The 25,461-nt window shown below is 39.7% G+C and carries 24 protein-coding genes and 2 pseudogenes; 24 read left to right on the top strand and 2 right to left on the bottom strand.

Translation table 11 applies throughout. From position 1 onward, the window contains the following. Positions 1 to 260: 260 nt before the first annotated feature. Positions 261 to 536 carry a hypothetical protein gene (locus tag H6A34_RS07930; RefSeq protein ID WP_205104719.1) on the bottom strand — a complete coding sequence of 92 codons (276 nt, stop codon included), beginning with the start codon at positions 534 to 536 and terminating at the stop codon, positions 261 to 263. 414 nt (positions 537 to 950) lie between these two features. On the opposite strand from H6A34_RS07930, the gene H6A34_RS07925 reads away from it, so the two are divergent. From H6A34_RS07925 to H6A34_RS07810, 24 genes and pseudogenes are all read left to right on the top strand, one after another. Beyond that, positions 951 to 1,574: an RNA polymerase sigma factor gene (locus H6A34_RS07925; RefSeq protein WP_205104717.1), complete on the top strand. Its 624-nt coding sequence runs from the start codon at positions 951 to 953 to the stop codon at positions 1,572 to 1,574. Then, entirely contained in the window at positions 1,567 to 2,382 is an 816-nt protein-coding gene (locus H6A34_RS07920; protein WP_205104715.1) for a C39 family peptidase, read from the top strand. Before H6A34_RS07925 ends, H6A34_RS07920 begins: the two co-directional genes overlap by 8 nt. Before the next feature lie 11 nt (positions 2,383 to 2,393). Then, positions 2,394 to 3,422 (top strand): BspA family leucine-rich repeat surface protein, encoded by a 1,029-nt coding sequence (locus H6A34_RS07915; RefSeq protein ID WP_205104713.1) that lies wholly within the window; start codon positions 2,394 to 2,396, stop codon positions 3,420 to 3,422. Beyond that, entirely contained in the window at positions 3,419 to 4,195 is a 777-nt protein-coding gene (locus H6A34_RS07910) for a BspA family leucine-rich repeat surface protein (protein WP_205104711.1), read from the top strand. The genes H6A34_RS07915 and H6A34_RS07910 overlap by 4 nt, the downstream gene beginning before the upstream one ends. Then, positions 4,196 to 4,504 (top strand): annotated as a pseudogene (locus H6A34_RS15530) (BspA family leucine-rich repeat surface protein); the annotation flags it as partial. It lies immediately after the preceding gene. 87 nt (positions 4,505 to 4,591) lie between these two features. Continuing rightward, positions 4,592 to 6,478, top strand: a complete 1,887-nt coding sequence (locus H6A34_RS07900) for a dynamin family protein (RefSeq protein WP_205104707.1) — start codon at positions 4,592 to 4,594, stop codon at positions 6,476 to 6,478. Positions 6,479 to 6,726: 248 nt separating this feature from the next. Then, a complete protein-coding gene (locus tag H6A34_RS07895) occupies positions 6,727 to 7,980 on the top strand; it encodes an Hsp70 family protein (protein ID WP_205104705.1) in 1,254 nt (417 codons plus the stop codon). 11 nt (positions 7,981 to 7,991) lie between these two features. Continuing rightward, positions 7,992 to 9,704 (top strand): dynamin family protein, encoded by a 1,713-nt coding sequence (locus tag H6A34_RS07890; RefSeq protein WP_205104704.1) that lies wholly within the window; start codon positions 7,992 to 7,994, stop codon positions 9,702 to 9,704. A gap of 6 nt (positions 9,705 to 9,710) precedes the next feature. Then, a complete protein-coding gene (locus H6A34_RS07885; RefSeq protein WP_205104703.1) occupies positions 9,711 to 10,313 on the top strand; it encodes a hypothetical protein in 603 nt (200 codons plus the stop codon). A gap of 2 nt (positions 10,314 to 10,315) precedes the next feature. Next, on the top strand, positions 10,316 to 10,807 hold the full coding sequence (locus H6A34_RS07880) for a hypothetical protein (protein WP_205104698.1): 492 nt from the start codon (positions 10,316 to 10,318) through the stop codon (positions 10,805 to 10,807). Between the two features lie 157 nt (positions 10,808 to 10,964). Continuing rightward, complete coding sequence (locus H6A34_RS07875; protein ID WP_205104696.1) at positions 10,965 to 11,483, top strand: hypothetical protein; 519 nt, start codon at positions 10,965 to 10,967, stop codon at positions 11,481 to 11,483. 14 nt (positions 11,484 to 11,497) lie between these two features. Beyond that, entirely contained in the window at positions 11,498 to 13,231 is a 1,734-nt protein-coding gene (locus tag H6A34_RS07870; protein WP_205104694.1) for an alpha-amylase family glycosyl hydrolase, read from the top strand. A gap of 308 nt (positions 13,232 to 13,539) precedes the next feature. Continuing rightward, positions 13,540 to 14,262 (top strand): hypothetical protein, encoded by a 723-nt coding sequence (locus H6A34_RS07865; RefSeq protein WP_205104692.1) that lies wholly within the window; start codon positions 13,540 to 13,542, stop codon positions 14,260 to 14,262. Between the two features lie 194 nt (positions 14,263 to 14,456). Then, positions 14,457 to 15,326 (top strand): sel1 repeat family protein, encoded by an 870-nt coding sequence (locus H6A34_RS07860; protein ID WP_205104690.1) that lies wholly within the window; start codon positions 14,457 to 14,459, stop codon positions 15,324 to 15,326. A gap of 278 nt (positions 15,327 to 15,604) precedes the next feature. Next, the gene (locus tag H6A34_RS07855; protein WP_205104688.1) at positions 15,605 to 16,576 is read left to right on the top strand and encodes an A1S_2505 family phage non-structural protein; all 972 of its coding nucleotides are present in this window, start codon (positions 15,605 to 15,607) and stop codon (positions 16,574 to 16,576) included. A 24-nt stretch (positions 16,577 to 16,600) separates the two neighbouring features. After that, positions 16,601 to 16,957 (top strand): hypothetical protein, encoded by a 357-nt coding sequence (locus H6A34_RS07850; protein ID WP_205104686.1) that lies wholly within the window; start codon positions 16,601 to 16,603, stop codon positions 16,955 to 16,957. 19 nt (positions 16,958 to 16,976) lie between these two features. Next, positions 16,977 to 18,335: a leucine-rich repeat domain-containing protein gene (locus tag H6A34_RS07845; RefSeq protein ID WP_205104684.1), complete on the top strand. Its 1,359-nt coding sequence runs from the start codon at positions 16,977 to 16,979 to the stop codon at positions 18,333 to 18,335. Between the two features lie 136 nt (positions 18,336 to 18,471). Next, positions 18,472 to 19,776, top strand: coding sequence for a BspA family leucine-rich repeat surface protein (locus H6A34_RS15525; RefSeq protein WP_420870821.1), 1,305 nt, complete (start codon positions 18,472 to 18,474; stop codon positions 19,774 to 19,776). Between the two features lie 34 nt (positions 19,777 to 19,810). Further along, positions 19,811 to 20,485 (top strand): hypothetical protein, encoded by a 675-nt coding sequence (locus tag H6A34_RS07835; protein WP_205104680.1) that lies wholly within the window; start codon positions 19,811 to 19,813, stop codon positions 20,483 to 20,485. Positions 20,486 to 20,756: 271 nt separating this feature from the next. Then, positions 20,757 to 22,703 carry a hypothetical protein gene (locus H6A34_RS07830; RefSeq protein WP_205104678.1) on the top strand — a complete coding sequence of 649 codons (1,947 nt, stop codon included), beginning with the start codon at positions 20,757 to 20,759 and terminating at the stop codon, positions 22,701 to 22,703. Positions 22,704 to 23,364: 661 nt separating this feature from the next. Beyond that, the gene (locus tag H6A34_RS07825) at positions 23,365 to 23,706 is read left to right on the top strand and encodes a hypothetical protein (RefSeq protein WP_205104676.1); all 342 of its coding nucleotides are present in this window, start codon (positions 23,365 to 23,367) and stop codon (positions 23,704 to 23,706) included. Next, on the top strand, positions 23,696 to 23,887 hold the full coding sequence (locus H6A34_RS07820) for a hypothetical protein (RefSeq protein WP_205104674.1): 192 nt from the start codon (positions 23,696 to 23,698) through the stop codon (positions 23,885 to 23,887). Before H6A34_RS07825 ends, H6A34_RS07820 begins: the two co-directional genes overlap by 11 nt. A 70-nt stretch (positions 23,888 to 23,957) precedes the next feature. After that, positions 23,958 to 24,311, top strand: a complete 354-nt coding sequence (locus H6A34_RS07815) for a hypothetical protein (protein WP_205104672.1) — start codon at positions 23,958 to 23,960, stop codon at positions 24,309 to 24,311. Between the two features lie 218 nt (positions 24,312 to 24,529). Next, positions 24,530 to 24,961 carry a hypothetical protein gene (locus H6A34_RS07810; RefSeq protein ID WP_205104670.1) on the top strand — a complete coding sequence of 144 codons (432 nt, stop codon included), beginning with the start codon at positions 24,530 to 24,532 and terminating at the stop codon, positions 24,959 to 24,961. Between the two features lie 243 nt (positions 24,962 to 25,204). Here the strand turns inward: H6A34_RS07810 and H6A34_RS07805 are convergent. After that, a pseudogene (locus H6A34_RS07805) lies at positions 25,205 to 25,461 on the bottom strand (IS4 family transposase); the annotation flags it as partial.

The following is a 25,461-nucleotide window of genomic DNA, read 5'->3' as shown; positions in this document are numbered from 1 at the left end:
CTGATTTCCATAATTGTCTGTTGTTTAAAATGATTAATAATGTTGTTTTCCTAATACACAATTAAGGCTTTCAGGGGTTTACAGACGGAAGAAAATTAAGAAAGGTGAAAGAGTGGAAGAATGAAAAAGTGAAAGGTAGAAAAAAAAGGCCGAAACACCCAGTTCTTCACCAAATGTCCCGACCTTTGCTTTAGGTTCACCATATTTCCACAAAGATGCACTCAAGGCAAATAGTTTCCGTATGGGTCGTCACCAAGGCCTTAAACTGACAACTTTTTCTTGGTTGCCTTTTCCACAGATTCTTCATAGTGGTGCCTCTTGCCTGATTGTTGTTTGGCCCGTAGATTTGTTTTATTTTCTATTCCTACAAGCCGAACGATAATCCGAACCAGCTGTTTTCTTGACTGTCGGATAAGGGTGATATTTGTCGTATCGTAATCCCTCATTATTAAGGCTTTAAGGGTTCCCTGGATAATAATATTATAAAGTTCTGCATCAGCGTTAAATATTTTGTATGGAGAAAAATATCCTGGCATAACTAATAACATATTATTATACTAATACTCAACGGAGAGAATAATAAGGAAGCTGTTAAATCTTCTTTATTATTGGGGGATGACTTGGGAACAATTCTTCTTTTTCCAAATCGTTTTAAAACAGTTCATGTCATTCAGCCCAACTTCTACGATTTCCTTCTATCCGCCTAATTTATATAATATCGCATGAATCAGCTAAGATTAAGCGGTAATTCTATATATTTTTCACAATGGCTTCACAATGTTGTATGGAGAACTTCTAATAAAAGTCGCAATCTCCATTAGATTCTGCAAAACAAGTCAAATGATATTTATTTGATTGAGAAAATATTTCTTTTCAATGTTCTCCAACTCATTAATTTTATTTATCTTTACACCCAGTATCGAAATTTTAAGAAAAAAATGCAAATTTGAATGGACGTATTAAAAATCTATACAGAAGATTTGAAAATAGCTCAAGCGATTATCAATCGAGATGATAAGGTGACACGATTTTATCTATATAAAAAATGTTATCCTTTGTTTAAATCAATATATAACCGTTATTATACGGATTGCGTCTGTTGCAAGGAATTTATAGATGAAATTTATGTGTTGATTTTAACTCCCAGTAAAGAAACTGGGAGATGTCAGTTGGAACATTTCAGAGGCGAAAGTTCGCTTGTCACTTGGTTGAAGACAATCAGCCTGTTCTATTGCTATAAAAGGTTTAAAATTAAAAAACTGAAACCTGAACAAGAACCAATCTCGACAAATGGGAATGGAGGAAAAGATATGTTCAATGATAGAAAAGAAACGATGTATGGCTCTATAGAAATAGATGTAAATAATTTGAATCGTGAGGATATACAAAAGTTGCTTGACCTTATGCCGAACAGTTCGTATCGGAAACTTATCCGACTGAGGTATTTTGAACAGAAGAATAATGAGGAAACGGCACGAATATTAGGCGTAACGATGGGAAATTACTATAATATGCATAAGAGAGCAAAAGAGCAGTTCACATTTTATTGCAGAAAGGAGGAGTCACATGGATAAAAAGATGTATCCGATTAGCATAGAAAGATTTGCAGCCTATCTTGATGGGAACTTGGACTCTAAAGATATGCGTGACGTGTTTATACAGATACATGGAGACGATGTTTTGCAACAGATTGCAGAACAAAACGTGGCAGTGGATAAGGATATGAATAATGCTTTTTATGAAAGTAGGAATGAAATTTCGTTAGATGATATTGAAATACCACAAATAGTTTCTGAAGGGAGCGATATAAATATGCTTGATGAATTTTATCATGAGAAAGGTGCGGAGAATATGTCATTGGGACAACTGACCGCCGATGACATCCAACAGAAATATCCAGACACCTGTGCGATTAAATCGCAGCAGATTATTTTGGAATCTAATGACATAGAGGTTTCTGAAGACGAGCTGGTGGCTGAATCCATAGAAAATGGCTGGTATGCTCCAGGGCAAGGTGGGACTTCTCCCGTGGATGTCGGCAATTTATTGGAAAACCACGGTATGACGGTAAGCAGGTTTATTCATGCTTCCATTGATGATATTGCAGCAGCGTTGGCACAAGGGCGTCATGTCATTGTGGGGGTAGATTCAGGTGAACTTTGGAATTCCGGCACGTGGGAAACCTTTGAGGATTTCTTGAATTCAAGTGGTGCTGACCATGCGCTGATTGTAAGCGGCATACAAGTGAACCCTCTGACGGCAGAGCGTGAAGTTGTGCTTACCGACCCAGGAACAGGCGAGGTGGCTCATACTTATACGATAGACCAATTCTTGGACGCATGGGGTGATTCAGATAATTTTATGGTAATAGCAAACATATAATTGGATAGATTATGAAATGTCCACATTGTAACGGGGAACACCCAGATAATTATCAGTTTTGTCCCATCACGGGGCAGAGAATAGAGCCGCAGTTCAAGGCTTGTACGAATGAAGATTGCCCAGACTTTGGGAAACATATCCTGCCATTGGAGGCGAAATTTTGTCCCTGCTGTGGTCGGCCGATACAAGAGAGTGCTGGTTGCAGCCAAATAGTTGTTGTTTGTTCAAAAGCTGGTTCTTCTATTCAAATAGGACGGCTGACGTTTGAAGAAGGACTTATACGTGAAAAACGAATAAGGCTCAAGAAAGGAGAAAATGTCATTAGTGTAGAGGAATATCCCGAACTTCAATATGGATTCTCTTTTTCTATAAAAAGCAAAGCAGAACAAATTGAAGATATCATTTTGGATGGCTTTGATACATCCAAAATCACCAGTATGTATCAGATGTTTTATGGTTGTAGCTCTTTGGTATCATTAAACCTAAGTGGCTTTGACACATCTAGTGTAACGAATATGCGCAGTATGTTTCATGGTTGTAGCTCCTTGGAATCATTGGATTTAAGTGGCTTTGACACATCCCAAGTCAAAGATATGAGCTGTATGTTTGAAGATTGTAGTTCCTTAGTATCATTGGGCTTAAATGGCTTTGACACATCAAATGTCACGGATATGTCTCATATGTTTTGTGGTTGTAGCTCCTTGGAATCATTGGACTTGAGCGAATTTGACACATTCAATGTCACCTATATGTATAGTATGTTTTATGATTGTAGCTCTTTGGTATCATTGGACTTGAGTGAATTTGACACATCCGTTGTCACCAGTATGCAACATATGTTTTATGGTTGTAGTTCTTTGGTATCATTGGATTTAAGTGGATTCGATACCTCAAATGTCACTAATATGGACTATATGTTTAATAAATGTAGCTCTTTGGTATCATTGGATTTAAGTGGATTTGACAAAATTTTTTATTGGTCTCATATGTTTGATGGTTGTAGTGAAAATATTCAAAAAAAATACGAATATCCGTTATGAAATGTCCACATTGTAACGGGGAACACCCCGATAATTATCAGTTTTGTCCCATCACGGGGCAGAGAATTGAGCCGCAATTCAAGGCTTGTACGAATGAAGATTGCCCTGACTTCGGGAAATACATCCTGCCCTTGGAGGCGAAGTTTTGTCCCAGCTGTGGTCGGCCGATACAAGAGGGTGCTGGTTACAGCCAAATAGTTGTTGTTTGTTCAAAAGCCGGCTCTTTTATTCAAATAGGATGGCGGACGGATGAAGGAGGACTTATACGTGAGAAACGGATAAGGCTCAAGAAAGGAGAAAATGTCATCAGTGTAGAGGAATATCCCGCACTTCAATATGGATTCTCTTTTGATAGATATTCGGACAAACCAGAACAAATCGAAGATATCATTTTAGATGGCTTTGACACATCCAATATCACTGATATGAGCGATATGTTTGCTGGTTGTAGCTCTTTGAAATCATTGGACTTAAGTGGATTTGACACATCCAATGTTACGGATATGAGCTATATGTTTAAAGGTTGTAGTTCTTTGGTATCATTGGACTTAAGTGGATTTGACACATCCAATGTTACGGATATGAGCCATATGTTTGATGATTGTGAATCTTTGAAATCATTGGACCTAAGTGGATTTGACACATCCAATGTCACGGATATGGCTTTTATGTTTTCTCGTTGTGAATCTTTGAAATCATTGGACCTAAGTGGATTTGACACATCCAATGTCACGGATATGTCTTGTATGTTTTCTGGTTGTAACTCTTTGTAATCATTGGACTTAAGTGAATTTGACACATCCAATGTCACTAATATGAGCTGTATGTTTGAAGTTTGCAATTATTTGGTGTCATTGGACTTAAGTGGATTCGACACATCCAATGTCACGGATATGAGCGGAATGTTTGATTGTTGCAATTCTTTGAAATCATTGGACTTAAGTGGATTTGACACATCCAAAGTCATTGATATGAGCGGAATGTTTGATTGTTGCAATTCTTTGAAATCATTGGACTTGAGCCGTATTGACCATACAAATGTGGACATGGTTAGGGAGTTTAGGAGGTGTCGCAATGAATAAATTAAGGAAGATAACGAAGATTTATAATGGAATATTCGCATTATAATTGCAAATAATAAAATTCCAAAAAGTAAACAAATAAATAGTATGGATTGGAAAGAAATAGAACCGCAGGTTAAGAAACTGAATTCGGGCTTGCTTGAATTAATGGGACAAATTAATACAATATCCTCAATGGACAGGAGGTATCCCAAGACAAGTGAAGCCTTCAATGCGGCTTTTGAACATTTAAAGCACCCTTCATACGACATTGTTGTTTGTGGGGAAGTGAAAAAGGGGAAAAGCTCGTTACTCAATGCCATCATCGGGCAAAACATACTTCCAGTGGATACCAATGTGGCGACCTCGCAAGTATTCCGTATCAGCAATAGTGACGCGGAATCATTCTCGTTGGCCTTCACGGACGGGACAACCCAGCCAATCACCCGTGAACAACTTGTAATATTCGGTTCTCAAGAGAAGGCTAATCAAAACGGAGCGGCTGATTTTGGCAACCGCATTCTTTCACACATACAAGTGAATGTGCCCGTACAGTTTCTTCCTGCACATGTGAACCTTGTCGATACCCCAGGACTGGGTGCGATATATAAATCGCATGAATGGTTAACCCAAAATTATGTAAAAAGAGCGGCAGCGGTATTGTTTGTGTTTGAAGCCAGCCAGCCGATGGTGGAATTGGAAAGGACTTTTATCAATAAAGTCTTGGATGTTACACCGCATGTGATGTTCGTAATGACGAAAATAGACACTGTGATGCCCAGCGTGTGGACAGCTCAGCTGGAACGTATAGAGGAAAGTCTTGCCTCCATTTTTGCAAAACGGAATTTGCCGGCTCCTACTGTATTCCCCATCTCAAGCAAAGCCTTGATGAATGCAGCGGAAGAGGATGAGGAGGATTTTAAAATGGAAAACATCCGTACAAGCATGTTCCCTGTGGTCAAGGACGAGCTGATGGCCATGATTGTCCGGACGATGGCCATGAGCCATACTTCCATTGCCCTCTATGAATCGCAAGGGCAGATTCTAAAAGCCAAGACCGCCATTACGGACCTTCTGAAAACAACGGCTGAAGAAGGGCAACATCTTGACCGGCAATTCAGGGAAAATAAGCTGGCCAAACAACAAGAACTGCAAGACGAATGGGGAAGAAACAGTCGGCAAACGAATGGAATTGCTAATAAAATCTCGGATATCTGCAACATTGTAAGCAACCGGGTGGACCAAATGTTCAGGTTGACGAGTCCCATACGCGAACATTATGTGTCTCGCATAGAGGCAATCACGTCTATGGATGAAGTGGAAAGGATGTGTGAAAGTTTGCCTTCTTCTGTTACGAATGATATAGTCCAACAGTGGGAATCCATTATGCGTGATGCCGTCAATGAGACTTCTGCCATCCTTCAAAATGCCATTTCGGATATAGACAGGACATCCATAGACGATGTTAGTGCTACCAACTTTGAAACATTAAAGATGACTCCGTCACAACGTTTGAATAATATTAGAAATGTAGTGGGGACGGGAGTATTGGCTACCGGAATTGTTACTATCGTCTTTCCTCCGCTTGGAATTGTGGCAGGCATCGGGTCTGCGGTATGGGCTTGGATTGCCGGTAAGGATGATAAAGTGCAACGCAATAAAGCAAACCTTAAGCAACAGCTGAATGCATTGATGGACAGAATCTACCATGCACTGAAAGATGCACGAGATTATAATCATGTGTCGGTTGTGAACGAGTTTGTTGGCAATCTGAAAAGAAACGCAGAAGAGGCTATCCAAAACGCGGTGAACGCAAAGAAACAGGAAATGAATGAACAGTTGCAGGATTTGGAGGAACAAGCCCAAAAAAGCTTAGCGGAAAAACGAGCGGAATGTGAACGCTTCAAAGCCGACTTGGAATCATTGAACGCGCTTATAGGGCAGACTAAAGAACTTTGCAACCTAAGAGAGTCCATTGAAAAACAAATTTCATAACCCGTTGGCGGAATTATTTGTGTCCCTCTTGCGGCAGATACTTACTGTTTATTGCATCTCAACGGCTTTTAGTTACAGCTTCCGCTCGCTTTCGGCAAGTTTGCAAAAGGCTTCCTTTTATAGTGTAAAAGATGCTCTTTCACGAGACGAAAAGCCATGTCTTGCAGGCTGGAAAGGCAGCATTTAAAACCGTAACCATCGCCAATGCAAAATAATTCCGTCAACAGGTATTTCATACTGATATGTAAATGGCAAAAATAGGAATAGACTTTGGGACGTCGTTTACGACGATGTCCTATGTAGATAAACAAGGATTGGCAACCCCTATCCGAGTATATGGAAAAGAAAAGATACCGACTATGCTGTACTTTCCAGAAGACGGAGGGGAACTTTTGATAGGAGAAGCGGCATACAACAAATACCAGGACTGTATGGATGCCGAGACGTCGGAAGTGGCAGACCTTATATTAGGTGGTATCATCACAGGGTTAAAACGCGATATGTCGCGTAATGGCGCTGTGGCTACACCGAAAGGAAATATGTCATATGTGTCGGTTATTGCGTTGTTTTTAAAATACCTCAAAAAGTATGCAGAAGACAATGTGTTTGAAGGAGAATGCATTACGGACGTGTGTATGACTTATCCAGTAGCATTTGATTGGCAGACAGAAAAGAAAGAGATTCTGAAGGAAGCGGCAGAACAGGCCGGTTTCAAGCACGTCAAGTTGCTCAAAGAGTCGGTCGCCGCTTTGATGGGGTATGAGAATAGCCATGAAATCAAGAACGAGGGCGTGCTGGTATATGATTTTGGTGGTGGAACATTTGATGTGGCATACGTCATGTTTGACCATATCGGTGAGCAGTACATTTTGCCACCTATTGGAGATGGAGAATGTGGAGGGCAGAATATCGATTTTGCATTGTATGAGAATTGGGATAAGAAGGTGAAAACTCAAAAAAGTCGGCATATATCTATGTTTGATGATGAGGTCTTTTTGCCGGTACTCAAGAGTAACTGTGTTAAGCAAAAAGAAAAGATGTCTAACGGCTCTTTTGGTCCAGAATTTTTACCTTTACCGCCAGCTGGTTCCGTTTTTGTGAAGTTAGGCGCATTGTCCCGTCAAGAATGGGATGACATAGTAGAGCCATGGGTGGACAAGACGATTCAAAAGACGAATCAAATGCTTCAGGAAATAGAACATCACAATGCAACTTGCAGCAACAAACTTCGTGTGGACAAAGTCATTCTGATTGGGGGAAGTTCACGACTCCCCATGGTGTATGAAAAGCTGAAAGACATTTGTCCAGTGGAACCGACCCGAGTGCCGGAAGTAGATGTGGCTGTGGCCAATGGAGCAGCTATATTCATAAACAAAGACGAAGTGCGTGAACAGACGTGTTATTGTATAGAGTGTGGCTATAAAATGACGAACAAGCAACGTTTCTGTATGATTTGTGGCAAGTCCAATTTGCGGTATAATCATTGTTTTGATGATATATAAACGTCTTCGATATGAATGAGATAAAGGCAACTCAACAGCTGTTGACGGAAGTAATAGACTTTATTAAGTCATCTCCATGGAAGGCGGACTATCAAGCCCAGATGGAAAGGTTTTTTGACTTGGCAGAGAAGCCTTGTGTCCTGGCAATAGCTGGGCAGGTAAAAGCTGGTAAAAGTTCTTTCTTAAATGCACTGTTGGGGATGGACTTGGCCGCTGTGGGTACTACAGAAACAACCGCCACCATTAATGTCTTTAAATACGGGAAAGTTAAAGACCCTCAAAAACCGGTGATGGTTTATTGGGCGGACGGACGAGAACCGGAAGCACAGACCAAGGAATTTATAGATTCTCTACAAGGTTACAGTGATGAAGTCCTTGAAAAAGCAGAAAAAATAGATCACCTTGAATACATCGTGGAAGACAAGAGACTTGCAAATATCACTCTTGTTGACACTCCGGGGTTTGCTTCAGTTGTGGATGAACACGAACAGCGTACAGCGGACTTCTTCAACCCTCGAAGAGAAAAGCTGCGCAACAGGCAGTTTGAGCAGTCAGGAGCCTTGACAGAAAGTGCGGACGCTGTGATTTTTATCAGCGGGCCAGTGGCAAAAGCCAATGCACAAAAGTTTTTTGGAGAACGCATTCCACATATTTCTCCGTTCAATGCTATTGGCATACTGGCACAAATAGATATAATACAGCCATCATCGGACATACAAAAAGATAACTGGAAAAGCGTAAACGACATTTTGTCTAAAGCCAATGAGTTGGCAATTCTATTAGGGCGGACTTTTGAACATGAATTGCATACTGTCTTGCCGGTTGCGGCGAGCCTGTATCATAATATTAATAAATTAAGGCAAACAGGGGAGCTTGAAGAACTTCAAAAAAACATAAGGCTTATCCCTCAAAATATGTTTAACAAGCGTTTTATTAGGAATTCTGCATATTGGGTGAAGGAAAAAGAGGGGGATAAAGGACTTTATCAGAAGTTTTTTGAATCGTGTGGCTTGTCTTTGGACTTGCGAATGAAAATGGTTGGCGATATGCCTTGGGAAGTATTCTGTGTTATCGTTATTACACTCTATTATCTTTCTTTAGATGAAGCCGTTGACTTTTTACAACGTTTTTCGGGGATGGATAGAGTCAAACAACTGTTGGAAGAACGATTTTTCAAGCGTTCCAAGTCGATACGTTGCGCGCGTATCCTGCGAGACACACAACAAAGTTTGGTTTATATTAAAAACATGGAACTTCCACGAAAAAGGTCGGAAGTGAAGAGTCGAGATGCATTTCTTGATATTATAAAGGCTTCCAAGGGGCATTATGAAAATTCTTTGTTGGAGGCATTCGCCACGTTTGTGAAAAAAAACACTTCGGATGCAGATGCGTTGGATAGATATGCGGAAAAAATAGACTCTTTATTAATAAAAACAGACCAGTTGATACAAATGATGGAACAAGTGGAAACTCTCAGTGAAGGGCTGATTCTCTTAAGGAAGGTGCAGCATTTGTTACGAGGAGAAGAGGAAATAAGGGAATTGGAAATACTTTTAGAAGGAGATTCTGAAAAATTGCGTGAATATACTTCGGCATATTGCAATCAACGGCAACGGTTGTGGCGGGCAAGGATGCAAAAAGTGGCAAATAATCAAGACCTTTCTCACCTGCTAGCCATTGTATGCGACTGTTATGGCAAACTTTTAAGTGATAAACAAAATTAGAAGATTATGAAGATACATGATTTTAGTTGGTTATGGAGATGGTTGCTCCCAACAAGCTCAAAGCATGAAGAACCACAGATTCCAGCGGTGATGGAGCAGGAGCCAGGTGATAATCCACTCCATATAGATAACGAAATGCCTGAATTTTTAAAGTGTACTCAGGCAGATACTTCATCTAAAGAATGGCATTACGCTACGGAGACGGTTACTCAAGAAAAGGAAGAATGCCAGGATTTGTCGGCAGCAACCATGGAATCAGAAGATGTTCCATCCGAAGTTGTCGAATCCTCACTATTGGACAACAAACCATTGGTTAAAGTGTTTGCAGAATGTGCAGACTTGTTGAACGAATTGGATGGCTTGACGAAGAATCTCAAGTCGGAACGTGAACAGTTTTTGCTACAAATGGTGCGTGAAAAGATTCGTACAGCATTGATTCTTTCCGGCGGGACTCCGATTGACAATGATGAAGTGTTTGATATTATCCGGCATTTTTGTGTGAACTGCAATCACGCTAATAATGGGATGCCAATCCAAGAGTTTGTTGAATCGGGCATTATGCTTGGGGAGCGGGTTTTTGTCAGGGCTAAGGTTAACTTAAAAATGTGATTATGTTTATAGATAATTTTGATGTCATTGATTCTGACGATATGGCTACGCCAGATTTTACTACTGATGATATGGGATTAGTTGAAGAATTCCCATTGAACCTTTCCGGGGATGATGCATTTGAATCATTCAAGATTACAGATGACGATATGTCCTTCATGGAAACAGATATGAAGATGTATCAGGATGATTCATTATTCCCGTCTGAAAAATCAGATTTTTTAATGATGGGGCAGCCGGCATCTGGGAACTTTGGATCTAATAGTGACAATTTGTCTTTTATGGGTAGAGATACATTATCTCCCAATGTCCATTCTGAGGGCTATATACCGGATGGTAGAATAGAACTGACTTCTACGATAGGTGATGTACCTAAAACATTTAAGCTCTATACAAAAGACGGCCACAGTTATGTTCTTGATCATGGATGCTATTATAAAATAGATGGTCCGGGGACTGTTACGATAAATGGAATTAAATACGATAAAATATAATTTTAAAAGATGGAAAATAGTAATATAAATAATGTAAGAAAGAACAACGAGACAGATAAGGCAATGGATGAAGAAATGCAAAAGTCTTATCATAATGTCATTCGACAAATGATAACAAATGAAAATGAAATAAGGAACCAGCGTACTAATTGGTTCCTTGTCATTCAATGTTTTTTTGGTCGCAGGTTGCTGTGAATTATATGCCAATAAAAGCCTTGATGAAATATTCCTTATATTGTTCATAATTTCCATAATAGGTATTATTACTTCGTGTTCTTTCTTACATGCAGCGTGGAGAAGTGAAAAATCTATAGAAATGGCTTTAGCCTGTTGGGATATATTTTTGGAGAAATGTGGCTTCACAACTCGAAACTTTCCACCAGTCATTTTATTAACTGAAAGAATTATACGTAATGGAGGATTTCAAAATCCTGATGACGATGAAAATATAAAGTATGAAAAGGAGATATTCAGAAAAATATATGAGCAAAACAATGGCAAAAGCTGCAAGGATGGCAAATATAACAAGAGGGATTATATTATGCCATTTAAAGCCATTCCTAAGCTCTTTCTATTTTTGTGGTCATTTGTTGATATTCTATTGATACTATCTAAGTTGATATTGTTAAGAGTTATTGACGCCCCAGATATACAAATCATTAATCATTTTTATTAAGAAGTGAAGTTGATATGCTACATATAAATAAGGTTGATCCGCCGTATTGGTTTGCTGGTTTGGAGAATAAAGTATTGCAATTATTATTATATGGTGAAGATTTGAAAATCATAGATGTTCAGACTACAATTCCGCATAAATCCATTATTTTTAAAGAAGGATTGGGGAAAAAAGCTCTTATTTTATCAATCAGCCTAAAGGATTCGTTTATAGCCGGAACTTATGATATAACGATAGATTCTGGCTCCCATAGAGTGACTATACCTTATGAATTAAAAAATAAGAGAAATTGGGATAAATCCAGAAAAGCAACTATTACAAATGAAGATGTAGTGTATATGCTCATGCCGGACAGGTTTGCGAAGGAAGAAATATACTCGCAAAATCTGCAACCGGAGAATACTCCGAACAAAAGGCATGGTGGAAATATTCGTGGAATAATCAATAATTTACCTTATCTTCGCAATTTAGGAATAACTGCATTATGGTTGACTCCGGTATTTGAAAATAGTGAATATCATGGCTATTCGATTACGGATTTTTATAATATAGAACCGTGTTTGGGAACATTAGAAGATTATAAAGCCCTTGTGAGGTTAGCGCATGAGAGTGGTATAAAGATGGTCATGGATGTGGTTTTTAATCATTGCAGCATAGAACACCCATGGGTGAAGAATCCGCCATCGAATGATTGGTTTAATGGGCAGAATGAGACAACAATAAGACAGACAAACTATGCTGTAACCACTATATTTGACCCTTATGCATCTCAAATTGATAGAGAAACTACTGTTAAGGGTTGGTTTACAGAAAAGATGCCGGATTTGAATATAACCAATGAATTTGTTTTCAGATATCTGACCCAAATGACAATATGGTGGATAGAGACTACCGGAATAGACGCCATTCGGTTGGATACTTATTTATATTCTGATTTTGACAGGTTGATTGAATGGCAAAATATTATCAGCAAAGAATATCCTGGATTTTCAGTTATAGCAGAAACATGGGTTCCTGAGGCGGCATATACGGCAAAGATTCAAAACGAGGCATATAAGAAATTATGTAAAAACGCGTCATTTATTGTGATGGATTTTGCATTCCAGAAACGAGTTGAGGCTTGTTATGATGGAACAAATGCTTACGGTAAGGATGCCCTAGTTTATAACCATTTTCTATATGATTATCTTTATTCTGAACCTGAAAATACATTGGTATTTTTAGATAATCATGATTTACCGCGCTGGTTTTCCCATGTGAAGAGCAAGAGTAAATTAAAACAGGCGTTGGCCGTTTTGCTGACAGTTCCAAGGATTCCACAAATATATTATGGCACTGAATTTTTGTTTAAAGGTGATGGGGACGGTAAAGGTGATGGTAATTATAGAATGGATGCTTTTGACGCATTGTCTGTGCCTGATAAGTTTACAGCCAATGAGATTGCCCTATTTTTAAGGACTGTTCTTAATTGGCGAAAGACTTCACAAGCGATATCACGTGGAAGTATGAAGCATTTTATTCCACAAAATGGAGCTTATGTGTTTTTCCGCACTTATAAAGAGGAAAAGGTGATGGTATTGGTTAATAATACATCAAAGGTTTCAATAGTTGACATGTCTTTATATCAAGAAGAATTGCAAGGATATAAATGCGGAACAGATATTATCACAAAAAGGGAAATAAGTCTTGGCAGTTTATTATCTGTGCAAAAGAATGGGGTATTTATCTTGGAATTGAATAGGAACTGAATAACCAATATCGGACATGAGGTTATGTAAGAACTTTTTAGTAATTAAAGTTATGAGAACTGATAGATTTGACTGTTTTTATATCTCTATAAAAACAAGAATTTAATCTTATAAGACTATGTTGACTATCATTTGCATTACAATTCTTAGTTATTATATCATGGGCAAGGTCATCCGTGCGTTATTGGAACGAGTAAAGGAAGTTTTTTGGAATACGAAATCAAGGGAATTACTTGATAAGTTGCGTCTATATACGTGTTAAATGTTGGACAGATGAGGCAAGGCCGCTGCTCCAGTTCTATTATGTAATGATAGATGAATGTATATCTGTTGTTGACAAGGCACTGGTGTATGCGGCTATCATTTATACCATCTCATCAATCAGCTTGATACCGAGTGCTGTATATAAACTATTGGACGTGTTGGATGAAGGAACTGCCATACTTTATGCCAATAAAAAACTTAAGGACAAAATTACGCCTGAAATCAACGCCAAGGTGGACGAGATGCTGAACGCATGGGTGGAGAAGAATATAATCTTGCTTGATTATGCAGTTAATGAATGTAGGAATGTGATTTTAAAACATGAAGATATGAACACAAATGAATTTGAAACCTTAATGAAAGAGTTGAAGTCTGCGGATAGTAGCTATATATGCTATGACTGCAAGGAGGGGATGCTATTTTTGGAATCGAATACTGGATGGCAGTGTCTGCTGGTGGACAAAAAGGACAGGAGCTTTGTGGAACTTGTGGATAAAGACGGAAACATGGTTGCATTTACCTTGAAAGATGTAGAAAAATCAGTATTAGACCGTGATGTCGAGACAGGAAATGCCCATGCACTACTCGTCCGATACAGATTTTTTGTATATGATTTCAAAGGGGGCAAGGCGGAAGTGGAATGGACAATTTGCCCCGACGGACGTTATTTTGCGGACGAAGACGGTTTTGGCGGAGAGGACTGTGACGAACTGACGGTAACAGCCGTGATTGACCGGAAAGGGAAAGTGCTTGTACCATTCCATTGATACTTTCGCGAGAAAAATATTTTGACGATATGTGAAAAGGATGACAGTCTCTAAATTGTAACGGTAAATAGAAAGAACAAAAATCTTCAGACAAATTTATCGTAATGCAAAAAGGAATATCTGATGTCCCTTTTTTATCCTTTAATTTGTAAAGTTAAGAACAATTTGGTTCTACGCATAAAAGAATAATTAATATGAAAACAGTAAAACAATTTGTATTTTTGGCGTTTTTCGCCTTACTTACCATAACCACTACACACGCACAGCAAAAATTGATTGTGCGCAACAGCGAGACTGGCGAATCGTTTGAAGTTGAAATACCTGATGGTCTGACTATCACTGCCGATGGATGGACGGACAGTGTGGAGGTCTATCGTGAACGTGCCAGACAAGGTGAAGTGGAGGCTTACAGGAAGTTGGCAAGGTGCTATGAGGACGGAATCGGTGTCGAGGCGAATTTCGTCAATATGATGTACCTGTATGGGCAGGCAGAATATATGGATGGGAAACACGACTATTATTATTTCCGTAAATCCAGGTTAGGCCGGATGCTTGAAGGCGTGGAAAAGAAATACCAAGAAAACGACAGCATTGGTGCAGGGGAAATACTAGAACAAATAAACAATGAGTGGCCATCAGTCCTCTGGATTATGAATGTGATGAATATTAAGAATAGGAATGAACAGATACATATTCTTGAACCGGAAGCTCAAAAGGGTGACATGGTGGCAAGGTTGGTTTTGGCAAGTATGGCCGCAGACAGTGTATGCTCAGATGCTTGCATCGGCGAATTGGAGGAAGTAGCCGCTTATGCCCCGATGATGTACAACAAACTTGGGCGTATCTATATGGGGCATCCGGATTCTACGCGAACGGACATAGACCGTGCCATCGGTTACTTCAGGAAAGCTGACGAGTATGCAATGCTCAGCCGAAAAGGAGCAAAAGGCCTCCTTGAATGCTATCAGATCAAAATGGAAAAGGGCGAAAAGCCTTGTGACGATATTGATCTGTCAAGATTGAGACGCCTTTCAGGGAATCAGAAAGGTGCAGAAACGGAATGAAGCGGTTGTAAAAAATGACCCCATTGGCCGAATTGTTTGTGCCTCCTTGTTGCAGACGCTTACGATTTATTGTGTTTTAGCGGTTTTTCCTTACAGTTTCCATTTATCCCCGGAAAGTTTGCAAGAAACGTCCTTTCATAGTGTAAAAAGTAGCCTTTCAAAAGGCGAAAAACCGTATCTTGCAGACTGAAAGGATATCGTTTGAAACTGTTACCATAGCAGTGCCATCCAAAATAATTCTATCAACGGAAAAAATAACAATTATTAAATATAAGATTATGCTTGAAGATTGGAGTGGACGTATAACACCTGAGTTTGTTTCAAGTCTTGAGGACAATGAGATTTTTGTGTTCGGATGCCGCAATTCGGGCAGGCATTGGGACGGAGCATCGGCTTTTGCCTTGAAGCATTTCGATGCCGTATTCGGGCAATGCGAAGGACGGCAAGGACGCTCCTACGCCATTCCGACCATAGGAGGTACGATTGGCTTAAAAGAAATCAGACAATCGGTTATGCAGTTTACTCAATATGCCGCAGAACATCCTGAATTGCATTTTCTCGTCACGCCTATAGGCTGTGGTGGAGGCGGCTGGAAAACGTGCGAGATTGCACCTCTGTTCCGTAATGCCTCACGGCTTCAGAACGTAAGTCTCCCGAAAGATTTTTGGGCCGAGTTGAGGAGACCGTGGTTTTGGAGTTTATACAGAAAAACATTTGATTTATCGGCCTATGCGGTATCTGCAATAAAATGCATTTATGGAGCAATGCTTCATAGATGGATGAAACTGCTTCCGTCAAGAATTCTTTATCGTGTCCTTGTGAGGTGTGCGTCGTGGAATGAAGAGTTAGACCTGAGTGAAGGATTTGCATGGACCAAACGTTTTATGTGCTTTTACCCGAAATCAACATGGTCTCGTTATCTCTTAAACCATAAGACAAGGCGTGCATATATGGTTGTCGATGATAATAGAAAGATTACGATTGTACGCCCAAAGGATATAGATTGGGATTCCGTTTCAGCATTGCCTGACAAGGTTCGGGAACTGATTCGGAAAAGAACGGCCAAATATGATTTCAGCATTTATGATTACAATGGCGGAGTGGCAAAGGTCGTGTGGCAGGTAAGTCCGGATGGAAGTTGGTATTATCAGGACAAACTTGGTAACGGACCAACCACGGACGAGAAGGACATAAGACTCTATGGATATATTGATACTAAATGCCGGTTTGTAGAGAAATTACATACATAAAACTATTCTATCTTGCCATTGCTTATGAAACGAGGAATCATCATGCTGTTCACCTTATGCCTTGCGGTATGGTTCGGTGCTACAACTTCTGCACAGACTTCTGACCATGAACGGGCAAGGTATTATCAACGTCAAGCGGAGTATCACCAGAAACAAGCGGCGAGACATCGCAATGAAGCGGCATACTTCTTGAAACAGGCGGAACGCTGCCAGAAAGAGGCCGCCTATTACACCAAACGTGGAAACATTGACCGTGCGGAAATGTATTCACGTAAGGCATCCCGATATGTGGAGAAATATGAGGCGCAGCTAAAGTCTGCAAATCGAGATGATGAAAAGGCGGCATCATATCTTCGGAAGGCAGCCGATGCTTTGGAATAATTTTCTATTCTTTAATGCGATGGAAGTTTTTACGAAAGACACTGAAAAGGAATTTTATCGATTCCGTGACGATGTTTATGAACTGACAGTAGCCGATGATGTATCGGAAATACCGCCATTAGCCTTTATTGCGAGTCCGCATCTTGAAGTTGTACATATTCCAGACAGCGTAAAAGAGATTGGTGTGAGGGCATTCGAGAATTGTGGGTTGCGAAGTATAAGGCTGCCTTCGGGTCTTCAATCCATTCGTAGGGGACTATTCGACAGTTGTAATTTGTTGGAGAAAGTTGAACTGCCCCAAGAGCTGTTGTGTATAGAAGAAGATTCGTTTCGTAATTGTACCTCACTTGTCGAAATCTGTTTGCCGGAAGGATTGCAGGAAATCCGTGAAGGCGCTTTTGCTGGATGCTGCAGCTTGACGCGGTTGGTATTGCCGACTTCTCTTTGTGAAATTAGAGGCAATCCATTTGGAACAATAGATGGGAGGCATTTTTGCAGAAGTTCGATGGACATTATTAATAAGTCACCATATTTCGACTTCGAAGATGGAATATTATACGACAAATGCCATACTCGCATAATTCATTGCTTCAAGCAAATGGAGGAATTGCATATTTCTGCGTCTGTAAAAAAAATAAATGGTTGGGCATTTTGTGGACAATCTTTGCTCCAAAGAATTGCAATACCTGACAACGTTGTAGAAATCGGTCAAGGAGCAATTTGTGGATGCGAGGGGGTGGAATGTGTCATATTGCCAAATTCGTTGAGAAAAGTAAGTGATTACCTTTTTGCCGGTTGCACATCATTACGCCATGTAGAATGGCATTGCGTAAAACTTATAGGTTATTCGGCTTTTTGGGGCTGCATTGCTTTGGAAACAATCTCGTTGCCCAATGGATTATGTGGATTAGGCCGTTCTGCGTTTCAGTTTTGCAAAGGACTTAAAAGCATAGTATTGCCTAATGGCATATCGAAAGTGGGAGAGGACACTTTTCAGGGTTGCATTTCATTGGAATCGGTTAAGTTTTCTACACGATTGACAGAAATAAAAGATTCAGCTTTTGATAGCTGTGTCAATATGCGTAAAGTTGATTTTCCTGATACGCTGGAGAAAATAGGTATGAGGGCTTTTAAAGGTTGCACGTCACTGACAGAATTGCAAATTCCTGGTCGTGTGCAATTCATAGGATTTGAGGCTTTTTATGGATGCAAGAATTTGGCGAGGCTAAGTTTTTCTGAAAAGATATGCAAGATTGAAGTAAAAGACGCTGCGTTTGCCAATCATTCCAACCAGTTTGTGGTAATAAACAGCTGTCGGCTTGATATATCAGAAAAAGCCTTTATTCCTAATTATTCGTTATCTAAGTTTTTCTATTAGAATAAAATGGCTACGGTATGCGATGCAAGATGATGAAAGAGCAGTGTCATATTTTCGGAAGGCAGCCGATGCTTTATTGTAAATTATGCACAGATGGTAAAATCATGTCAAAAGTCAGAGAATAGAACAGACGGTTATGAAAAGTTCATGTTGCGAGTGTAAATGTCCGGGCAGCTTTGAATCTTGTTCCAGTAATCAAGATTGCAGCCGGATTATAATAGAATGTTCTGGACGGGCTTTTATTCAGATAGGGAAATGCGTGAAAGGTAACACTAAGCGCATACGCACAAAGCGGATAAAACTTCGTAAAGGCAAAAATATTATCAGCGTAATGGAGTATCCCGACCTAAAGTACGGTTTTTCATTTTGTAAAGGTGATAAGGCAAGGCTGGTTGAGCGCATAAATCTGGAGGAATATGACACTTCGGATGTAACAGATATGCCTTATATGTTTTTTGAGTGCAGCTCTTTGCGTACCATTGATTTGAGTTCATTCAATACATCGAATGTAACAGATATGACGCGAATGTTTTTGGGATGCAGCTCTTTGGTGTCTATTGATTTATGCTCTTTCAATACTTCTTGCGTAACTGATATGTCAGAAATGTTTTCCGGGTGTACCTCTTTGGCATCCATCAACCTAAGTTCTTTCAATACATCGAAAGTAACTAATATGGTGGGAATGTTTTCTGAGTGCCGCTCATTGGCTCCCATTAACTTGGGTTCATTCAATACATCGAATGTAACAGACATGAAGCGAATGTTTTTGGGCTGTAAATCCTTGGTATCTATTGATTTGAGTTCTTTCAATACTTCTAACGTAACTGATATGTCAGAAATGTTCTCCGGATGTATCTCTTTGGCATCCGTCAACCTTAGTTCTTTTGAGACATCGAAAGTTACAAATATGATACGTATGTTTTTAAACTGCTGTTCCTTGGAAACACTTAACATGGAATCTTTTGACACATCCAATATAACTAATATGGCCTATATGTTTGATAATTGCAGATCATTAAAATCATTCAATTTGGCTTCTTTTAATACACGGAATGTGACGAATATAACTGGTATGTTTTATGCTTGTACCTCCTTAAAATATATAAATCTGGCTTCTATTACCACTTCAAATGTAGTCAAAATGTCATATATGTTTGGCTATTGTTGTTCTTTGGAATCTCTTGATTTGAGTTCTTTTGATACATCGAATGTAAAATATATGCATTATATGTTTGATAATTGCAGTTCATTGAAATCTCTTGATATAAGTTCTTTTAAAACAACGAGCGACACTCTTATGAACTGTATGTTTTTCGGTTGCAGTTCTTTAGAGTCACTTAACTTAGGCTCTTTTAAAAGATCGGACATAGTGAGAAGTTTTTATATGTTTTATGGCTGTAACTCTTTGAATCTTGATGAATTGAATCATTGTCGGAATTGATATTGGACGATATAAATATTTAAAATATACAAATATGGAAAAGGAAATGCCACAAGAACTCATCCGTTTTTTTGAGAAGTCCATAAACTGGATACTTCCCGGATGCCAACTGTTCTATCGCGATACAGATGCGGATATAGACGTGCAGAAGTCATATCAGGTCGGAACTGTCATGCGTGCGGGGTTCTTCATCGATGTTACGGTCAAGGCGCAGCGTCCGACAACAAAGTTCCGCTTCATCATCGGGTCTGCCCATTGTGCCAAACTCTATGAGGCCGTACCGGATGCCGACATGGTGCGCTGGCGGCTTTGCACGCTCCACTTCAATTCGTATTTCAAGGTCATGGATGTGTATGAGAAGGAGGGCGTCACGCAGATTTTCCTCCTCCACATTCCTTATCAGGCTATTCCGTTCTTCATGTCGGAACACTCATTCAACTTCATACAAGGCGCTTCCCAAACCAACCTTGTGGAAATTGTTCGCAGAAGCCTTGATGAAAAGCTGCAGATGGACGTATTTGCAGATACGACCGAAGCAGAACTTTTGGAACGGATGAAACAGCCTGTCGGGTTGGACAGTAAGGGCAATCCCGTCCCTATGGACTATATGCCCATTCCGGAAGAGTATAAAGACATAAGCGATGCCGTGCGCAGCTTGGCAAACGACCTTGACCCCATAAACTATCCGGAGGAGGACTGCCATGAATAAGAATAGGTTGCTGCAATATGTGTCGGTTTTCGACTTGGTTGCGATTAGTGCTTGGGCACTTTTCACCTTGTGGCATTTGGGGATTGCTTCTTTCCTGATGCCCGTAATGATTCTGCTCCGTTTGGCCATTTCCTTTACACTCTTCCACAGACAGAAGAATACAGCTTGGCTAATTGCGGTATTCACGGTGTTGTTCATTTTATTGTTGAGTTTACAACCAACAAATCCGAATGAGACCTTATTGCGGCCTTTGGGTAAAATGTATGATTGTTTGGTAAGTCTGTTTCAGGGGCACAGCACCATGCTTGAAGGTGCCTACCACTATTGGGGTAATCATGGTGACAATGTACCTTTCCCCGGCATTGGATGGATTATGTGGGGGTTGTTGTGGTTATCATGGGTTGTTTTGGAACCCATTACGGTTTATATAGTCCTGCTTATTCGGAAGGGTTTGGTCTCCACAAAGTGGCCATGGAAAAAAGTGTTCCTATCCACCTTGTACTTCGTTGCTTTTTTATTGTTTTTGATTGGTTACAAATATCTTCACCTCGATAGGAAACTTGATACGCCCTATCTGTGGTGGCTTTTCTTTTTGTTCCTTCCTTTCGTCTTGCGTATCAGGAAGAAGAATATCCCGATGGATGTTTTTCGTTATGGAGTGGTAACGGTTGTCTTTGCCATCGCGTTTTCTGCCGGATTCGTCATGAACAGCGTGTTCAGTCTGGTGGCAATATTTGCTTCAACACCCCTGTTTTACTATTTCGTTGGCATCAGGTGGAGCAAGCCATATCTGTCCGATAAATCAGCTTTATGTCTCGTCTATCCGATTGTCATATCCGGCTTCCTCTTTTGGACGGCACAATATACGGCAAGGGGATTCTGTGTCTTGCTCCTGTCGGCAAGTGCAGCCTGCATGGGTTATGTGGCAATCAGGCATTACAGGCGCACGCACAGTGTCGCCGTTTCCATTCTTGTGTTCCTTGTATGTTCATTTGTCCTTCCAAGCATATCCATCGGCTACAACCGATACAATGGCATTGAGACCAAACGATGGTTTAATTGCAGGACTTACCATTATTCCTCACGCGGACTGTTGTACGTGCTTAAAGATGGAGCCATGGGCATACGTGACCGCTTTGGCTTGGTTATGCCGTGCGAGTATGAATGGGTCATGCCAATGGGAAACAAACTGAAACCTTTTGTCAAGTTTCAGGACGGCTTTGCATGGGGTATATATGATTTAGAACGCCAAGAAATAGTGGTACAGCCTGAATACCGGGACATTTTCGAATATGATAATAATGTATGGCGGTTGATTCCCGAAGAAGGAGGAAACGACAAATACTTCATCGGCCCGAAGTTCTACTGCCGGTTTGATATGGATAACTGGAGACTTTCCGATAATCCTGAGGGATATGAGCCTTCTGTCAGTCTGTGCCTGAGGTATGACCATGATATTCCGCACGCGGATGATTTGGGCAAGTTGCTTTACACGATGGTTGCAACCCTTTCCACGAAAAACGACAGTGTTTCTTATGCAGACCTCTATTGGAACTGGGGATTGCTAATAAGTAGCGAGATTGACAGCTTGAATCTATGTGCAGGACTGTTCGAAAGTCCAGATTCATTACGTTATGACATGGCCATGGATGCAATAGCGGAATACATACATGAAAGCAGTGGTGGCAACCAACCGGAAATGAATTGCTGGAGCTATGTCATGGCCGTCATGGAGAATTACAGGATGATTCATGCCAATCAAGCGTTGGCAGACAGTTTGCCTGATTTGGATATGCGTCGTGAATACACGCTTTATAACGAATATATGGTGGCATTGGAAGAATGGGAGTCGTGTCTTGATGCCGCTTTCGGGGAGAATTATTCATCCAAGCCAATGGATGTAAACGTCGCTACCAAATACAGATTCAATAAACGGCGGCAGTCGTTGGAAGAGTTCCTGAATGTACTGAGCCATAAGCAACAGATAAATTGCAAAGGCAAGGTAAGTGACAGGTTGGTACAACGTCATTTTGATGATATGGCCAAACCTTACCGAAACACTGATTTGGGTGAATATTACGTTGACAACATCAGATACAGTTTCAATAATTGGGTTGATTTCCGAAATGAAATTGCGTCTAAAATGCCAAGAAACCTCTCAATAGCTTATAGCAACCAGACAGAAAACCTGAAACGTGAACTGGTATATGGGGATTGATGCTATATTCTATAGGTTAAAAATCATGGATTAATGACTGGTGTAGCTTTACATATTCATGGTCGATTTGAAATAAGTATCAGGTTTAAGCCAAACCAATCATTAGAAATTTGCAGGCAAAGTACAAATAAACTATGTTTTTGCATTGAGTCAAGACACGAATTCAGGATAAAGGAATTATTATAAAAGCTCCAGTTTTGCCGTTTTCTCAACATACAAAAGCAAAGCTGATGTTTTCATACATTTCCATATCTAAATTCTTGTCAAATCATTGATAATACAGAAATTAATGTAACTATCCTTGGTAATCATCGCTTGTATATCTTGTAACTATTTGACAATCAACCATAAAGGTGCAAAATGTTTGCAAAATTACTAACTTTTATTTGATTTTATTTTCCCGAACTAACTATATAAATCATTTTTACAGATACGCACTGAGATTAATTTCTTTTTTTTATTTTCAGACTACTTCATAAAACTTTCAACGCTTAATATCATTACTCCTCATTGTAAAAAGTCGTCCAAAGCGATAAAATGCGCTTTCCAAGCCCTTAAAGCCTAATCAGTGAAATTTAACATTAAGCGTCCGAAAGTGATAAAACGCGCTTAAAGAAGTCTAAAAGCCTGATTAGTGAGATAGGATAAAAATTCAAGTTTTATGATAATAAAATATTTAAACAAATTATTCTCTGATGAAGTGCAGTATTCAGGGGACCGTCAGGATTGTGTTTCTCCAGATGTAATCACAAACAAAGTAAACACGGTGATAGTGCCGGACAAATTCAAGAAGGATATAGAAGCACTTGAAACTTACATCGGCAGAAAACTTGAAAGCGGACTCTGTATTAAGGTTGACTTGTCCGAATTGTTGACTGTTATACCAAGGGAGAGGAAAAGAACTGATGCTTATAAGACATTAGTAAAGTTCCTTAAAGACGAGTTCGGGATAGACCTGATTATCAATTCAAAAAAGCAGAAAGGAGATATTTATGAAAAATGAAAAGGTAAGAAACGGCGTAAGAACCTGTAAACACTTTGCCAAATCGGTTAAAATCTCCGAAAACGGTTTATTGGTGGAAAAGGAATTTATAGGCCATGAAGATGGGAACAGGTTAACAAGGCTTGGTTCCTTTAATCACGAAAGCAAGAATAATAGTTCAATTGAGTGCCCAACCCCTTAACTATGGATATGCAAAATGACAAATAATAATGAATTACAAACAGACAAAAAAATAAAAATCCAAGAATAACATGATGAAAATAAAAAGACAGAACGATAATAAAGCAAGAGTTCTAATGAGCAACGGTGACATAATGGAAGTAAAGTACAAGTCGGAGTTGCTGGACCGGATAAGGGAGGACCTCATTGCCATTGAAAACGAAACGTCGGACTGTAACCAAGAATCTTTCACCGAGGATGACGTATGGCCGCTTTATGAGTTTCTTTTAAGTAGGCACAAGGACGACTGGGTGGTGATTGACGATATGAAGGATGACGGTGAAGAAGTGGACTCAGACACAGAGGATTCCTATTATGAAGAAGAGTATTTTTATGAGGAGGAACATACTGTCAATGATGAATATGAAGATAAAACGGACTTGTGAATATGGAGGAGCCGTTTAATATAAGTCCACTTTCTATTGGCGATGGATTTACGGTTGGCTTGAAAACCGGACTCTGCATTGAAACGACCTTGCAGGAAATACTTGGAATATGTCCGCGTGAGAAAGTCGTAGTGATGCTTACAAAGGACAGGCCGGATATTTAAAAAGAAGCTACGGTATAAATTTGATAATTAAATCACAAAAACAAGTAAAATATTATGAATAAAAAGATATTATTAGTAGGTAAGGTTCACGAGATTGAACCTTCTACAATCATGAGTGTACAACAGGAAATACAGAATGACTTGGACAGTGTAACAGGTGAGCGCAGGGTGGTTTTCTCCGCTTGCAATCCGTCTGACAATGAATTCGAGTTTACATTCAACCGCACATCCTTGCAGAACTTGGTTGAGGAGGGTAAAATAAACTCCGCCGATGCAGATACCATAACAGGCACAGGGTTAAATGGTTTCATAATGCCGGAGCCATATCCAAAAGCACCGTTCGGAAGTTATTTCAATACCTTCATCGACATAGATGATTTTGTTGAAAGCTACAAGAAGTCTGCAAGGAAGTTGGGTGCAAGCCGCATGAAGGACATCAAACTGGAGATAACCCCCGAGTATGTAAAGTTAAGGCTGGTATATTGACAAAATGTAAAAACGTAGTAAAAAGAACAACGTGCCGTCAGGAGTTACCCTCTTGGCGGTTTTTATTTTCTCTTTCTTGAAAAATTACAAGTTGTTTTACAATAAAAATGTCGTTTTATTGCGCAAAATGACAAAAAGGGAAATTCTGAAGCCTCCAAATTCTTACCTGTGAATTAAAAAAAAGATATATTATGGAAGAATTAAATTCATTAGTGTCCCGTTAAAATGAGACGAGTTAAACAATTAATCAAATAGCCCCGGAATAATGGGATTATTTAGATCTTTGACATCATTGAAATTAGTCTTGTCGAACAGGTCACGCAAGTAGGTTTTGTCTGTCAATGATATGCTGAGAATTTGCAAAACTTCATAGGTTGAGCGTTTCAACTTCATATCATGTTGGACAATAGCCACAAGACAGTATGTGATAATAGCCACACTGATTTGTATGCGGACGGCGTTCTCTGTTGTGCCCCAGAATTTCTTTATCTTGAGGTGCT

This window comes from Marseilla massiliensis (genome assembly GCF_016899855.1).
GTDB lineage: Bacteria > Bacteroidota > Bacteroidia > Bacteroidales > Bacteroidaceae > Prevotella.
This window is presented reverse-complemented; position numbering and strand designations above follow the sequence as displayed.